The organism is Marivirga salinae, assembly GCF_030503855.1.
In the GTDB taxonomy this organism is placed as follows: Bacteria; Bacteroidota; Bacteroidia; order Cytophagales; family Cyclobacteriaceae; genus Marivirga; species Marivirga salinarum.
This window is the reverse complement of the sequence record NZ_CP129971.1, coordinates 550,477-565,703: the sequence shown is the minus strand read 5'-3', so window position 1 is coordinate 565,703 and position 15,227 is coordinate 550,477. Positions and strand designations below refer to the sequence as shown.

11 protein-coding genes are annotated in these 15,227 nt (G+C 35.5%); 3 read left to right on the top strand and 8 right to left on the bottom strand.

Annotated elements, in window-relative coordinates:
• Positions 1 to 424 precede the first annotated feature (424 nt).
• Positions 425 to 1,198: a 23S rRNA (guanosine(2251)-2'-O)-methyltransferase RlmB gene (rlmB, locus tag QYS49_RS02470; protein ID WP_308350053.1), complete on the top strand. Its 774-nt coding sequence runs from the start codon at positions 425 to 427 to the stop codon at positions 1,196 to 1,198.
• Positions 1,199 to 1,267: 69 nt separating this feature from the next.
• Here the strand turns inward: rlmB and QYS49_RS02465 are convergent, their stop codons facing one another.
• Positions 1,268 to 2,425, bottom strand: a complete 1,158-nt coding sequence (locus QYS49_RS02465) for a DUF6340 family protein (RefSeq protein WP_308350052.1) — start codon at positions 2,423 to 2,425, stop codon at positions 1,268 to 1,270.
• 72 nt (positions 2,426 to 2,497) lie between these two features.
• Here QYS49_RS02465 and QYS49_RS02460 point away from each other — a divergent pair, with 72 nt between their 5' ends.
• The gene (locus tag QYS49_RS02460) at positions 2,498 to 3,397 is read left to right on the top strand and encodes a 1-aminocyclopropane-1-carboxylate deaminase/D-cysteine desulfhydrase (protein WP_308350051.1); all 900 of its coding nucleotides are present in this window, start codon (positions 2,498 to 2,500) and stop codon (positions 3,395 to 3,397) included.
• Between the two features lie 43 nt (positions 3,398 to 3,440).
• On the opposite strand, the gene QYS49_RS02455 is transcribed toward QYS49_RS02460, so the two are convergent.
• From QYS49_RS02455 to QYS49_RS02445, 3 genes are all read right to left on the bottom strand, one after another.
• Positions 3,441 to 3,824: a cupin domain-containing protein gene (locus tag QYS49_RS02455; protein WP_308350050.1), complete on the bottom strand. Its 384-nt coding sequence runs from the start codon at positions 3,822 to 3,824 to the stop codon at positions 3,441 to 3,443.
• Positions 3,825 to 4,249: 425 nt separating this feature from the next.
• The gene (locus QYS49_RS02450) at positions 4,250 to 5,437 is read right to left on the bottom strand and encodes a THUMP-like domain-containing protein (protein ID WP_308350049.1); all 1,188 of its coding nucleotides are present in this window, start codon (positions 5,435 to 5,437) and stop codon (positions 4,250 to 4,252) included.
• The gene (locus QYS49_RS02445; protein ID WP_308350048.1) at positions 5,421 to 6,431 is read right to left on the bottom strand and encodes an aspartate-semialdehyde dehydrogenase; all 1,011 of its coding nucleotides are present in this window, start codon (positions 6,429 to 6,431) and stop codon (positions 5,421 to 5,423) included. Before QYS49_RS02445 ends, QYS49_RS02450 begins: the two co-directional genes overlap by 17 nt.
• A 105-nt stretch (positions 6,432 to 6,536) precedes the next feature.
• Here QYS49_RS02445 and QYS49_RS02440 point away from each other — a divergent pair, with 105 nt between their 5' ends.
• A complete protein-coding gene (locus QYS49_RS02440; protein ID WP_308350047.1) occupies positions 6,537 to 10,220 on the top strand; it encodes a lamin tail domain-containing protein in 3,684 nt (1,227 codons plus the stop codon).
• Positions 10,221 to 10,323: 103 nt separating this feature from the next.
• Here QYS49_RS02440 and QYS49_RS02435 read toward each other — a convergent pair whose 3' ends face one another.
• The 4 genes from QYS49_RS02435 to QYS49_RS02420 form a co-directional block, all read right to left on the bottom strand.
• Positions 10,324 to 10,902 (bottom strand): hypothetical protein, encoded by a 579-nt coding sequence (locus QYS49_RS02435; RefSeq protein WP_308350046.1) that lies wholly within the window; start codon positions 10,900 to 10,902, stop codon positions 10,324 to 10,326.
• Positions 10,903 to 10,957: 55 nt separating this feature from the next.
• A complete protein-coding gene (gpmI, locus tag QYS49_RS02430; protein ID WP_308350045.1) occupies positions 10,958 to 12,478 on the bottom strand; it encodes a 2,3-bisphosphoglycerate-independent phosphoglycerate mutase in 1,521 nt (506 codons plus the stop codon).
• Positions 12,479 to 12,708: 230 nt separating this feature from the next.
• Complete coding sequence (locus tag QYS49_RS02425; RefSeq protein ID WP_308350044.1) at positions 12,709 to 13,422, bottom strand: glycosyltransferase family 2 protein; 714 nt, start codon at positions 13,420 to 13,422, stop codon at positions 12,709 to 12,711.
• Positions 13,415 to 14,944, bottom strand: coding sequence for an ArnT family glycosyltransferase (locus QYS49_RS02420; protein ID WP_308350043.1), 1,530 nt, complete (start codon positions 14,942 to 14,944; stop codon positions 13,415 to 13,417). The genes QYS49_RS02425 and QYS49_RS02420 overlap by 8 nt, the downstream gene beginning before the upstream one ends.
• Positions 14,945 to 15,227 lie beyond the last annotated feature (283 nt).

Sequence of the window (15,227 nt, the reverse complement as noted above, 5' to 3'; positions counted from 1 at the left end):
TTTTGTGAAGTATTCGCTATTTTTAAAATTGAAAAATTATGGGTGCTTTTGTTAAGTTGATTAGACACCCCCCTAAGCCCCCCTCAAGGGGGGAGTTGCACGGAATTACATTTTCCTTTAAATGTAATTTAACATCACAGTATCCAATTTGATTACTTGATGATAAATGAAAATAGCGATAAACTATATTGTTTTCTAGTGATATAAATCTGTGAGATTGTCCCCTTGAGGGTACTACAGGGGTGTTGTTTGAGAGAATTATGAGGGTGTCTAGATAAATGAAATCTTATTATAGTAAAAAAGGGAATAATAAAGCCCATTTTACCTTACAATTTTTATTTAGCGGAAATCATTCTATTTAACCATTATATTATTAGCTTTTCCCATTTTAGATTAAGAATTTTGCATTTTAATACTCAAGACTATGGCAGCATTTAACAAAAGACCAAAACTCAACGATAAGGACTATATTTTCGGCACACGAGCTGTCATAGAAGCCATTCATTCCGGTAAGGAAATGGATAATATCTACATTGAAAAGGATGTCCGGAATGAATTGGTAAGCGAATTGATGGAACTTTGCAAGGAACGAAAAGTGCCTTATACTAAAGTTCCGATTGAAAAGCTTAATCGCATCACAATGAAGAACCATCAAGGTGTAATTGCGATGGTTTCAGCCGTTAGTTATGCTTCTCTGGATAATGTGATTAATGAAGCATATGCCAAAGGCAAAGATCCTTTAATTTTAATTTTGGATAGAGTTACGGATGTGAGAAATTTTGGTGCCATCGCCCGATCAGCCGAATGCGCTGGGGTAGATGCAATTGTGATTCCTTTTAAAGGAAGTGCTCAAATAAATTCAGATGCAGTCAAAACTTCTGCAGGTGCATTGCATTACATTCCAGTTTGCAGAGAAAACAGTTTGAAAGGCACTGTAGAATATTTACAAAAAAGTGGGTTACAAGTTGTTGCTTGTACTGAGAAAGGGAAAGATTTGATTTACGATACACCTATGGCACAGCCTTTAGCTATCATTTTGGGTTCGGAGGAAGATGGTATAAGTAATGATTTAATTAGAACAGCCGATTTTTTAGCTAAAATCCCTACAACCGGTAAAATTGCTTCTTTGAATGTATCCGTTTCTGGAGCGATTGCTATTTTTGAAGCTGTCCGCCAACGAAGTGTAATTAATAATTAAAGAATTAGTCATTATTAAACAGAGATTTCTAGCATATCTTTAAAGCTTAATTCCTAATTATTAATTAAATCAATTGTCTTTCACTTTAAGTTGTATGGTGGGCTTTTCTTTGGTAGGCTTTTCTTGTTTCTCTTTAATTTGGATGTCGTTCTGTTTGTTATTTTGAGTTTTAGGTTCAGGCAGACGTAATTGTTCATCCAATATTTCTTCTGTAATCATGCGGTTATTAAGCTGGCTGGCATAACTTCTTCCTTTTTTATTCCCATAATCAACAAAAGATCTTCCTGCCCATTCATGCGCTAGAAATAAGTCACCTATTATCTCATACCCAACTGCAATATTATAGGCCATTCTACCGCTTTCTTTAGTATCAGATGTGCTTCTTAATCCTGTTTTCCAGGTAGAAATAGCAGACTCCCATTGGTTTACACTTGCTTGTCTGGCTCCTTTGCTTAAATAGGCATTTTTTTTCGGCTTGGTATAGTAGCTTCTTGAAATCCTGACAGGCATTGGAGCAATTTTGATTGCATAATTATTTCCAACTGCTTGAGCTAAATATTTTGTCGCTTGAGATTTACTTACGAGTTGAGCCAAAGCTTCCTTCAAACTAGTGGCAGAAGCTTCCCAAGTTTTATTTTCAGTATAAATGTCCTGATCAATTACGGTTCTGTTTTTAGCATCATACAAACGAATACCTATTCTGGTATTTCCCACTCCTTCAGCAAAAAATTCAGTATACTCTTCCTCTCTTTTATTACCCTCTTCATCCTCTACAGTTCTAGTGTTTTTTCGTTTTCCATTTGTCACGATAAAATTGCTATCAAATATTTCTATAGCCAATAAACCATCAGTATTATACTTTCTGGTTAATTGATCAACTTGCCGCCAATCTAGCGGTTCAGGAAATGAGCCTAAAATAGTTTGACCCTTTAGTTTTTCAGATGCCAATACAGCATCAAATCGAGGAGAAACCCGCAAACTATTTTGTAAACTGGAAAACATGGTCATCACACCATCTTGATCTTCATTAATCCCTTCTCCTGTCAGAATCCCTTCAATAACGCCAATTGCCTCTTTTTCATATGCAGTTCTATCCACCAATACTATGGATTGAATTTCATTAGGAATGTTGATATCTGCTGGGCGCAAAGTATTGATAGAAACTGATTTCATACAAGATGAAAAAAGTACAGTTGCTAGAATAAAAATGATGTAATACTTCTTCATAAAAATTGTTTTTTTTTCAACAAAAATGAGTTGAACAGAATAAATTTAGCTAATTACCCATAAATTAGCTTTATGTCTGTCAAAAAATTCTTTTCGCCTGATGATGTACCCATTCAAAGGGTTCAATTTGCCGGATTGATATTTGATATCCTACGATTGGATAAAATCCACCAAGGAGCATCAGGAAATAAGTTTTTTAAACTCAAGTATAATTTTTTGGAAGCGGAAAAAAATGGGCATAAAAAAATATTAACTTTTGGGGGTGCTTTTTCCAATCATATTGTGGCAACAGCTATTTCAGCAAGAAAAAGTGGTTTCCAATCTATAGGTATTATTAGAGGAGAGGTAGTAGAAAATCCAACCTTAAATCTGGCGAAAAAGTATGGTATGGAGCTTTACTTTATTAATAGGGAAGACTATCGAAAGAAAAATACAGTTGAGTTTTTAGATGATTTAAAAAGGAAATATGATAACCCATTCATTATTCCTGAAGGTGGTACAAACGATTTGGCATTAAATGGTACTGCTGAAATCCATGACTTTATTCCAAAGCACTATAATTTGATAGCGGCATGTTTCGGTACTGGTGGAACCTTAGCGGGTTTAATCGAAGGCAAAGCCGAGCACCAGAAAATTTTAGGAATTTCAGTTTTAAAGGGAGATTGGGTAAAAGATGAGTTGAAAAACTTAATAGGGAATGATAATGGCAACTGGGATTTGACCACAAAATACCACTTCGGAGGTTATGCGAAATGGAAACAAGAGTTAATAGATTTTATAATTGAATTTTATGAAAAAACGGCTATCCCACTTGATCCTGTTTATACTGGCAAAATGATATATGGCTTAATGATGGAATGGAAAAAAGATAATATCTCATCCGATGATCATATTCTGGCTATTCATTCAGGGGGGGTACAAGGAATTGTTGGATTTAATCAACGCTTTGGATTTGATTTACCTGTAAGGTAGAAATAAAGCTCGAGAATATCCTCGAGCTTTATTTAATCTTCCATTAAGCATCTAGCCATTTCAAAGCTTCTTCCTTATCATTAAAATTTTTCTTTGGCATTCCACTATTTCTGGAAACACCATCTAATTGCATGATGGAGACATTTTTGCTGTGTAATTCTGCCACTTTTTTAACTTCTGCTTTTATAATTTTTTCTTGGGCTTTGGAGTGTACATCTCTTACATCTCCAGGGTGAATGGTCATCTCAGTGGCATCTGTTAATAAAGTAAAGCCTTTCGATAACTTTTTTATAGCTTCATCCCAGTCTTGTAAATATCCGGGAATGTCTTCTTTGTTTCTCCAGAAGCCATTGATTTTTAAGAATGCTCTGTTTTTAGTGATATCTACTTTTAAAGAATATTGCTTGTTTTCTGCAATTGTAATCATATTAAAAAATTTGTTTCAAGTAAATATCCGACAAATGCTTAATTTTGTTTCGCATTTAAAGTTATTTTCGATAACCGATAGATTAAACCGGATAAGTACTTGAATTATATTAATTTAATTTTGATTTGCTTCGGGCTTCCCCTTTTTTTGGGTTACATCAAACCTTGGTGGGTCTTATGGTGGAATGATGCACCTAACCGAATTAAGGTTTTGAAATACTATGGGATTCCTTTTTTATTGCTGCTTATTGTAAGATTATTATTTTTTTTCAATCCGGTCTGAGTACCGTTTGACCTTAGCAGTTCCAAAGGTCAGCACCGAAGGTTCGCCTCTCTATACTCTAAGCTTCAGACTTGCATTTATCCTTACTTCAATACCTAAAACTTTTACACTTTTAAAGCTAGCGCGAGCTTCTTAGCTCGTGCTTACTTCAACTTCTTACAAAGCAATAAAATCTTCTCCACATTCTTCAAAGTTGTAGCAAAAAGATAGTGTTCTCCCCCATCTTTCAATCCCAATTTCTTCTTCAATTGTGCAATCGGCATAGGAAAATTTCGGCTTGCTAAATTCGCTTTCATTTCAGGAATGTATTTTTTCAATTCCTTCTTTTGTACCGGAACCTGATTTTCTATTTTAAATACCCTGCCAGGAAAATCTTCTTTAATTTCATTGGAAGTAAATAGATGAGTATTGGGATGAAGCTTCGAAAGCTGAAAATTTTGAGCCAATTGCTTGAAAAATCCTGCTTTCATCATGGCGGGCGAAGGTTCATATAAATATTGCTGAGGTAATTCATAGTTTATAGAAATCTCAGCTTCTTTTAATTTATTCGCAGTAAATGTGAAAATAGGAGTTCCATTTTCTGATATCTGAACAGCATGAATTTCCGGGTTCTCCACCGCCTCTTTGCTCAATATGTAAAGCAATTCCTTTACTTCTCCTTGCCATTCGATGATGTAAACAGCCTTTACTTTATTTTCAAGTTCAGCTATTGCTCGGCTAATATCCTGCATAGGTGCTGCTTTCACCATGATGTTTTGTGCTTTTTCAAAAAGCAGAGGCAAAAGCTCCACTAAATTTGGACTGCAATCCTCCCATAAAAATACTTTTTGATTGCGGTCTCCTCTTCTGGCAGGATCAAGATATATCCAGTCTAAAGGTTTTTGAAGGTTTTTGAGAAATTCTTCAGACTGCGAATGGTTGATTTCAATTTTACTGTTTAGAACATCAAAGTTATAGTTAGCCAATTTACATAGCTCCTCTTGTTGTTCTACATAATAACTTTCCGCGAAATTTTGAGAGAGATAATAAGTGTCAATTCCAAAACCCCCAGTTAAATCAGCAAAGCTATTTCCTGAGATTAAACTGGCTTTGAATTTTGCAGTAGCCTGAGAACTGCATTGTTCTAAAGATAACTTAGGAGGAAACCAAACTTTTTCAGCGTACCATTCAGGTAATTTTGTTTTTGCTTTTTGGCGAGATGCAATTTGGGAAACAAGTTCCTTTAAAGGTAAATCTGGAAATTGCTTTTGCTTTAAAACCAATTGAGCAGGAATATCCTGCTCATGGTCTTTTATGAATTTCCAATATTCTTCTTTAACGCTCAATTCCATAAGGATGAACTAAGCTGTGTTCAATCATATATTCTGCAATCTGAACTGCATTGGTAGCCGCACCTTTTCGCAAGTTATCCGCTACTATCCACATATTTAAAGTGTTTTTAGCCGATTCGTCTCTTCTGATTCTTCCCACAAAAACCTCATCTTTTCCATGCGCATTTAATGGCAATGGATATACATTGTTTTTAGGATCATCCTGTAAAACAATACCTGGAGTATTCGCTAAAATTTCTTTTACTTCAGCTACATCAAAATCATTTTCGAAAGTAACATTGACAGATTCTGAATGTCCGCCCATTACAGGCAAACGAACGCAGGTTGCAGTAAGTCCAATGGAATTATCACTGAAGATTTTCTTGGTTTCATTCACCATTTTCATTTCCTCTTTGGTGTAATCATTTTCCAAAAACACATCTATATGAGGCAATGCATTCATATCAATTGGGTGTGGATAAACTTTTTCTCCTTCTTTTCCAGCTCTTTCATCCATCAGTTGATCAACGGCTGCTTTCCCAGTTCCCGTTACGGATTGATAAGTAGAAACCACAATGCGTTGCATTTTGTATTTTTTATGTAAAGGAGCTAAAGCCATTACCATCTGAATGGTAGAACAGTTTGGATTAGCAATTATACGATGGTCAATTTTCAATTCATGCCCGTTGATTTCAGGGACAATCAATTTAATGCGGTCATTCATTCTCCAGGCTGAGCTGTTGTCAATTACGACAGTCCCAATCTCTTCGAATTTTGGAGCCCATTCTAAAGAAGTGTTACCTCCAGCTGAAAATAAAGCTAAATCTGGCTTGGCTTCCACGGCTTCTTCCAAAGTGATAACAGTATATTCCTTACCCTTAAAGCTCATTTTCTTACCCGCAGAACGAGCTGAAGCTACTAAAAGTAATTCATCAAATTGGACATTTCTTTCGTCCAAAACCTTTAACATTTCACCACCCACTAAGCCAGTGGCACCTACAACAGCTATTTTCATCTTTCTATTTTTTAAACCTAATTACAAATTCGCTCAGAAATATGTTTCGTTTTATGATTTAGTCGCAAAAATAGTATATTTGAAACAGAACCAAGCCAAAACCTGATGATAAAAAAGATACTGATCCTGAGTATTTTATTGTACAGTTCTTATTTCAACCTATACGCCCAATTACTCCAAGATGATTTTTCGGATGGTAATTTTAGTAATAATCCTGAATGGACAGGAGATACCAATGATTTTATTGTAAATGAATCCTCTCAATTACAACTCAATTTTGAGGAAGAATCCTTGCGTCCTGCTTATTTATCTACTTTAACAGAAAACGGTAATCTCGATGAAAAAGAATGGCGCTTTGATGTGAGTCTGGATTTTAGTCCTTCTAATTCGAATAAAGTCGAAATTTATCTAATCAGTACCACTGCTGATTTGCGAGATTTTGAAATTGACGGGAGTATTCAAGAAGGTTACTATCTGGAAATAGGAGAAAACGGTAGTGATGACGGTATTAGTCTCTTTTATAGAAATGGAGATAACAAAACATTAATCGCTAGGGGAGGAGATGGTGATTTTGCCTCTGCTTTTGATGTTCGCATTCGAGTCAGAAGGGATGCAGAAGCAAACTGGGAAATTGGCATTGACCCAAACAAAGGTGAAAATTTTAGGACCATAGCTACTGGAAATGAAGCTAGTTTTAATGAAACGGCTTATTCGGGTTTTATCTGTTATTTTACTTCCAGCCGAAGTAATAGCTTTTATTTTGGTAATATTTATTTGGGAGATTATGTATTTGACACCATTCCTCCAGAGATTTTAGAATACGAAATTTTAAGTGCAAATGAGATTCAATTATTGTTTTCAGAAGAAATTACCGAATCATCAGCCACGGATATCAATAGTTATCTATTAAGCCCAGGAGAAATTTTACCTTCTACTATTCAGCATAATGAAGATACTGTTTGGCTTAATTTTCAGGAAGGATTTGAAAGTGGAGTTAACCATAGGTTGGCGGTGGAAGGCATAAGCGATTTAGAGGGAAATATACTAGAGTCAGATTCTATTGAATTTTTCTATTTTGAAGTAGAAGAGGCAGAAATTGGAGATGTCATTATTACTGAATTTTTTCCTGACCCAACTCCTGTTTTGGGGTTGCCGGATGAAGAATTTGTGGAGATCTACAATCGCTCTGATAAGTTTATTGATTTAGAGAATTGGGAAATTTCTGATAATACTTCTTCCTCAGGTACATTGCCTTCCTATATTTTATATCCTGGAGAACATTTGATTTTGGCTCCTTCCTCAGCTGAAGAAAGCTATGCGGACTTTGGTGAAGTATTAATTCCCTCTTCATGGCGGGCACTTAACAATGGTGAAGATAGTGTGATCATCAAAAATCCAGAAGGTATTCAAATGGATGGATTGGGATATAATTTAAGTTGGTACCAAGATGAGGAAAAGTCAGAAGGGGGCTATTCCATTGAAATTATCAATCCAAATTTGCCTTGTTTTGACCAAAATAACTGGCGAGCTTCAGAGGCTATTGCTGGTGGAACTCCCGGGAGAGAGAACAGTATTGTAGATTTGGAATTTACGGGTAATGCTCCTGAAATAATTTCTTTCAAAGCAACTTCTCCCACTCAATTAGAAATTCAATTTGACAAAAAGATGAATCTAAATTCATTGTCAAATGCGGAATATATTGTCACTCCTGAAAATGAAATCACAGAAATTTTGGTGGAGGAAGCGTTTGATAATTCGGTAAAGTTAAACCTAGCAAATGAATTAGTAAATCAGATTAACTATGAAATCACTATTAATGAGGTTGAGGATTGCAATGGTAATATTTCTGAAAATCTGAGTTCAGGCCTTTTATATGATATCGTTCCTCCACATTTCGATTCTCTATTATTTCTTTCAGATTCTATTTTGCTTTTGACTTTTGATGAGCCTTTAGACACAGCAAGTGCCGAGAATCCTGATAATTATGATTTATCTCCTCAAATAAATTTACAGGAAGCGCAGCTATGGAGTGAAAATAAAGTTGTGCTGATTTGGGAAAATGATTGGGTAGCAGGATTTCCTTATTTTTTAACAATAAATGGAGTATCTGATTTATCAAAAAATGCTTTAGTAGATTTCCAGCAGCAAACCATTTTGACCAGTCCAGCAAAACCTAGTTTTAATGAACTTATCATTACAGAAATAATGGCAAACCCGAATGAAGATCAGCAATTGCCTAATCGCCAATATGTGGAAATTTACAATCCAACAGACCAACTATTTTCGCTGACGGATGTCAAATTTATGGATGAGCGAGATACGGCTAGCTTAGGCTTAAATTATATTGAAGCAGGGGAATATTTGTTATTGGCTCCAAGTTCTGCTCAAGAAGATTTAAGTCCTTATGCAAGGGTAATTGGGTTAAGCCCGTGGCCAAATCTCAATAATAGAGGGGATGATTTACAATTAATCACAGATGAAAGCATTATCAATCAAGCATTTTATAGAGACAGCTGGTACAAAGAAAATTTCAAATATGATGAAGGCGGATGGTCATTGGAAATAATTGATGTCCGTAATCCTTGTCTTGGATTTTCCAATTGGAGAGCTTCAATTGCTGATGGACAAGGCACACCAGGATTGAAAAATTCAGTAATAGAAGAGAATATAGACCAAAACGGGCCTGAATTGGTAAATGCATTTGCTCCAAATTCAACAGAAGTTATTGCTTATTTTAATGAGGTTATAGCTATCACCCAAATCCGAAGAAATCAATTCAGTATCAGTCCTTCTATTCAAATCGAAAGCGTAGATATGTTGGACTTAAGTTCAGTAAAACTAAAATTAGCAGATGAATTAAAAGTAAAAGTTCGCTATAATTTAAGTGCTAATAACTTGACTGACTGTGTAGGAAACCTCATCAATTCAGATGCTAATCAAGTGAATTTTGCTTTATCAGAACCGCCCGAACAAGGTGATATAGTCTTAAATGAAGTGCTGTACGACCAAAAATCTGGAGGAACTGATTTTATTGAGTTACTGAATATTTCGGGTAAATATATTAACCTAAGCGGTTGGACGATAGAAGGTAATAGTGATGAAAATGTGATTTTGGAAAATGAAAATGTAATCATAGCACCAGGCCAACATTTGGCTTTAACTTCTGATAAAGCAAGCACCCTTAAAGATTATCCCACTTCTCATGTTAAGGGAAATATCATAGAAGCGAATTTGCCTACTTTAACGAATGCAGAAGGAATAGTAAGAGTAGTTTCAGCCAATCAGGAATTAGAGGAATATTTCGAATATTCGGATGATTTGCATTTGCCATTTTTACGCACAGTGGATGGTGTATCATTGGAAAGAATCCATCCTGAAGCGCCTATAAATAAAGCAGATTCATGGAGTTCTGCTGCTTCAGCAGTGGGCTATGCCACGCCTGGAAAAGCTAATTCTCAATTCACCGTGGAAAACACTAGTTATGGCAATATTGAAGCCAATCCAAAGACTTTTGCGCATAATCAGCCAGGCAGAAATTTCACTTTAATCAATTATAGTTTGGAAGATGCTGGTACAAAAGCCACGGTAAAAATATTCGATATGAAAGGCACCATAGTTAACACCTTGGCCAATAATGAAACGCTAAGCAAGACAGGCTTTTTCCGCTGGGATGGAGTAGATTCCAATGGCAGAAAAGTAAGAACTGGCTATTATATAATTTACTTTGAACTTTTCACTGCGGAAGGAAATACGAGGGTGGTGAAGGAACGGGTGGCTGTGGGGTTTTAGTTTAAACCCCTCATCCGCTAGCTAGCGGACGGGGTGGTTGTCTAAAAAAAAACCTGGAATAGCAAGACAATAGAAATATGAATCAGTTTTTAAGTTGGCTTAGTTAATCCACCACCTCACTCTCAATAGAAAAAGTAACCTCATCTTTCATGGCCATTTTTTGTCTGCCGAAGATTTTGTAAGAATCTAATACGCTATAATCTTCAGATTTTTTGAATGTGATTTCAAAATTTCTTTCTGACACATAAAGTGCATTGTTTTCATGGTAACGAGCTTCCAGTTTGGTTACTGCACTGTCATTATCAAAATATACATATAAATATTCTATGCCTAAAGAAGGCTTTCCAGTGGTGTAGCGCCAGATTTTTCCATCGGTTGTTTGCTCCTCAGTGGCTTCATAAGCATCATATAAAGTAGGCTTATTGATGTCAGCCAATTTAAAGACTTCCAGCTCGTTTTTCCAGCCTAAGGAATCAAATTCCATAGTATCTTTCTCCTTTTTGCCATCCACTTCAATAGATTTTTCAATTGTAGGCTGTAGTTCAGTCAGTAACTTGGACTGTTTGTCAATTAAGGCATCCACATCATAATATTCATTGATGGGTTTTTCCCTTACCGCTGTTTCGCAGGCAAAAAAGAAAACTATTATAATCGCAAAAAGAATACTGTTGAGATTTTTCATGTTCTATAAATGAAAATTGAAAGGGGTTTGTTTTATCAAACCCCTTCTAAATTTATTAACTAATCAGTATGTCACCCGTCATTTCTTTAGGAATTTCAACATCCATAATTTTTAAAATAGTGGGCGCTAAATCCCCTAATTTACCATCTTTAATGCTACCGTTAAAGGTATCATCAACCAAAATGCAAGGCACTAAGTTGGTGGTATGAGCGGTGTTCGGACTTCCATCTTCATTGACCATATAATCGGAATTACCATGGTCAGCTATGATGATGGCCGCATATCCATTTTCCTTGGCTGCTTCGGTCACGGCCTGAGCACAACTATCCACCGTTTCGCAAGCTTTTACTGCCGCCTCAAATACTCCCGTATGCCCTACCATATCAGGATTGGCAAAATTCAAGCAAACGAAATCAGCCTCACCTTTTTTCAATTCAGGAATGATTTTATCTCGGATGTCATAGGCACTCATTTCTGGTTTTAAGTCGTATGTAGCTACTTTTGGAGAAGGGCACATCAAGCGTTTCTCACCTTCAAATTCCGTTTCCCTTCCGCCAGAGAAAAAGAAAGTCACATGCGGATACTTTTCAGTCTCAGCAATTCGGATTTGCTTTTTGCCGTGTTTTTCTAAAACCTCACCTAAAGTGTTGACCAAATTATCCTTTTCGAAGAGCACTTTTACGCCTTTGAAAGTATCATCATACTTGGTCATGGTGATGTAATGCAAATCCAATGGCTTCATATCCTGCTCAGGGAATGCTTTTTGGGTTAAAGCCTGTGTGATTTCCCTACCTCTATCCGTTCTGAAATTAAATGAAATTACCACATCGCCTTCTTCAATTTTGGCAACAGGATTTCCATTTTCAGTATGAATAATAGGTTTGATAAATTCATCCGTAACGCCTTCATCATAAGAAGACTGTATGGCATTCGATATGGAGTCAGTCGTTTTACCTTCCCCTTTCACCATGGCATCATAAGCCAATTTTACTCTTTCCCATCGGTTGTCTCTGTCCATGGCGAAATATCTACCCGTAACGGAAGCGATTTTTGCTCCTGTTTTTTCAGCATGTTCTTCAACATCCTTCAAATAAGCTTTTCCACCATTTGGGTCAGTATCTCTTCCATCAGTAAAGGCATGAACGAATAAATTTTGAACGCCTTCATCATGAGCCAGGCTCAACAAGCCTTTCAAATGCCCAATGTGAGAATGAACGCCTCCATCAGAAACCAATCCAATAAAATGCACTTTTTTATTGTTCTTTTTAGCATAATCCATGGCCTCAGCCCAAACAGGGTTTTCCTTGATGGATTTTTCCTCTATTGCTTTATTGATTTTCACTAAATCCTGATAGACCACTCTGCCTGCGCCAATGTTCATATGTCCGACTTCGGAATTTCCCATCTGCCCTTCAGGCAAACCCACTGCCAAACCAGAGGCATCCAGTTTGCTGTTTTTGTATTTGCCATAAAGGCTATCCACAAAAGGGGTATTGGCTTTATCTATAGCGGAAACTTCTTTGTTGGTGGCTAAACCCCAGCCATCCAATATCATTAAGATTACTTTTTTGTTCATGATGTAGGTTTTCTTTTGGAAAAATTTATTCACTCTATCAATACGCTGTAAAGATAGCAATTGTTGAAAAACTGACTAAGCCGTTTCCACTTCTTCCCCAACCATATTAAAAAAGAATGATTTTTCATCCCTCATATTGCTAATTTAAATTGCCATTTTTTGATTTGCTTCTATCTAAAAGGCAATAACACATTTTATTATATCTGCACTTTGTATCTAATAAAAAAGTACTAGAAGAGGTTAAATTTTATAATGCAGTAGATTGCTCTAAATCCATCCTTCCAGCAAACCTTTTTACCATCTGCATAAGTCCTTCCGTAATAGGATATCCCTACTTCATATATTCTTATATCTTTCACTTTTGCTATTTTGGCTGTCACCTCTGGCTCAAACCCGAATCGCTTCTCTCTCAAGTTCAAACTTTTAGCTATAGGTGTTTTTATCAATTTGTAACCTGTTTCCATATCTGTTAAATTAAGATTGGTCAACATATTAGAAAGAAAGGTAAGAAATTTATTTCCTAAAGTATGCCAAAAAAAAAGAACCCTATGGGGATTACCTCCCTGAAAACGACTTCCATAAACAACATCGGCTACACCATCTACAACAGGTTGTAAAAGAGTATTATATTCTTTAGGATCGTATTCTAGGTCGGCATCCTGGACTACTAAATATTCACCACTGGTTTCCTGAATGGCTCTATTTAAAGCTGCTCCTTTACCCATGTTTATTTGCTGGGAAAAATAAAGAATTGTAAGTTCTGGATTATTATTTTGATAAGTTCGAATTGTTTCTTCTGTATTATCAGTTGAAGCATCATTGATAATAATCACCTCTTTTTCAATATTATTAATGAGTTCCACCTCTTTTATCTTTTCTAAAACCAAGGCAATAGTACGAGCTTCGTTAAAGGCAGGTATGATGATTGAGAGTTTATTAATCATTTTTTTCCTTAAACTTTAATAAATAGGTATTGGGCTTTTCTAGTTCAATCACCTTTTGAAAACGCTGAGGATAATTTCTTATGGCTGGAATCAAATATTTATAAGTATTTTTATAAAACTGATCAAGAACTACATAATCAACTTGTTTATCTTCCAAATCTTGAATTAATTCACCGGGATTTTGGTCAAATTTATACCTCATTGTAAAAGTCTTAGCCTTTAAATATAGCAGGGCTGGTTTAGCGCAACTGACCACTGCATCCTGCTTCACGTTTTTACTTAACCAATTGGCGATTTTAAAATAATTATTCAGAGCAGGATAATAGTCAGCCTTTGCTGTTTTGTGGAGGTTCTTAATTGGACCCCAAGCAAATAGTAGAATAAATAAAAGCAATAAAGGCGTTAAAGATTTTTGACCTAAAGCAGATGCGATTCTTTGAAATATTTCATTTATCCCGTTGAGAAAAGTGTAAATTAATATGGGGATAAACGGAACAATAAACCGGACTCCGATCCATACTGATGGCCAAATCATTAATATTCCAAATGTTCCAAGAGTATAGCCAATTAAAATCCATCTATGTTTCCTTTGACTTATTAGTCCTAAAATAGCAATCCCAATCAAGATGCTACCAATGACCCAATCTCCTAGGGTTGCATCATTCCAGTAATCTGGATCGATATTTGGAAATAAGGCTGATGGTATTTCGAAGGTTATGTACCGAGATATATTTTCAAGAACCCTTTCTGCAAAATCTCCAAATCCAGCCCTACCTAAAGCTGGCTGGTACGGATTTATTAGTGAAAGTTGATTCAAGTAAGAGCTACTTTCTGTATGTTGTCCTCTAATAAACCAGGGTAAGGCTCCAACAACTAAAAAGAAGAAACAAATGACCAAGTATTTCCATTGTCTCTTAATGATAAAATGTAAAAAAAAGCCTGCAAAAATTGCCAATCCTAACGACCTGATATAATAGGCAATCAACATGCTTAGTAAAGCGCCAATAAAGTTTAAATCCTTTATATTGTAACCCTTCTCTGATGCCTTGAAAAACAGTAAAATAGATAGTCCACTGAAAAACATAAAAGGTATCTCAGACATCATAATAGAAGAATAATACAAGATATGTGAGTTAAGTAGAATCATTAAAGAGGCAATAAAAGCAATATCTTCATTTAGAAGCTTCTTGAAAAGAAAATAAAATATATAGATAGTCAAAAGAAGAAAAATGCCATTTAATACCTTTATAGAAAAGGTGCTTGCACCCAAAAACAAAGTCAGACCAATAATTGCAGGGTAGCCAGGAGGATAATGATAATTGGGTGGTTTGTTTATGTTTGAAATGTTTACGTAACCTTCACCCTCAGCTAATGCTTTTCCCAAAATGTAATAATAGGCATTGTCGCCCAGAACAGCAATTTTAGAATCAAAGGTATAAATATAAACTCCAGCAAAAACTAATGACAGAATTAATAAGTATAACCATGACTTATACTTTATAGTAATAGGGGGAATATTCATTATTTTTATAAGCGTATATGTAAAAATGATCTAACTACTATTTCTTACTAGAATAGCAGGAGATCCTATTCTTAAGTATACTTTTTATGTCATTCAGGAGTATTTTTAATTTCGACAAGTTAATAAACTAAAACTCTACTTTCAAACAAAAAATTGCGAGCGTTTTAAAAAATTAGATTGGTCAGTGAGATTTAATATTTTTCATTGATAGGCGAGCCAAAAATCTATTTATTAAACCCTACAAATATTATAAGTGCTATCACTATTTCTTTTTAAAAATAAA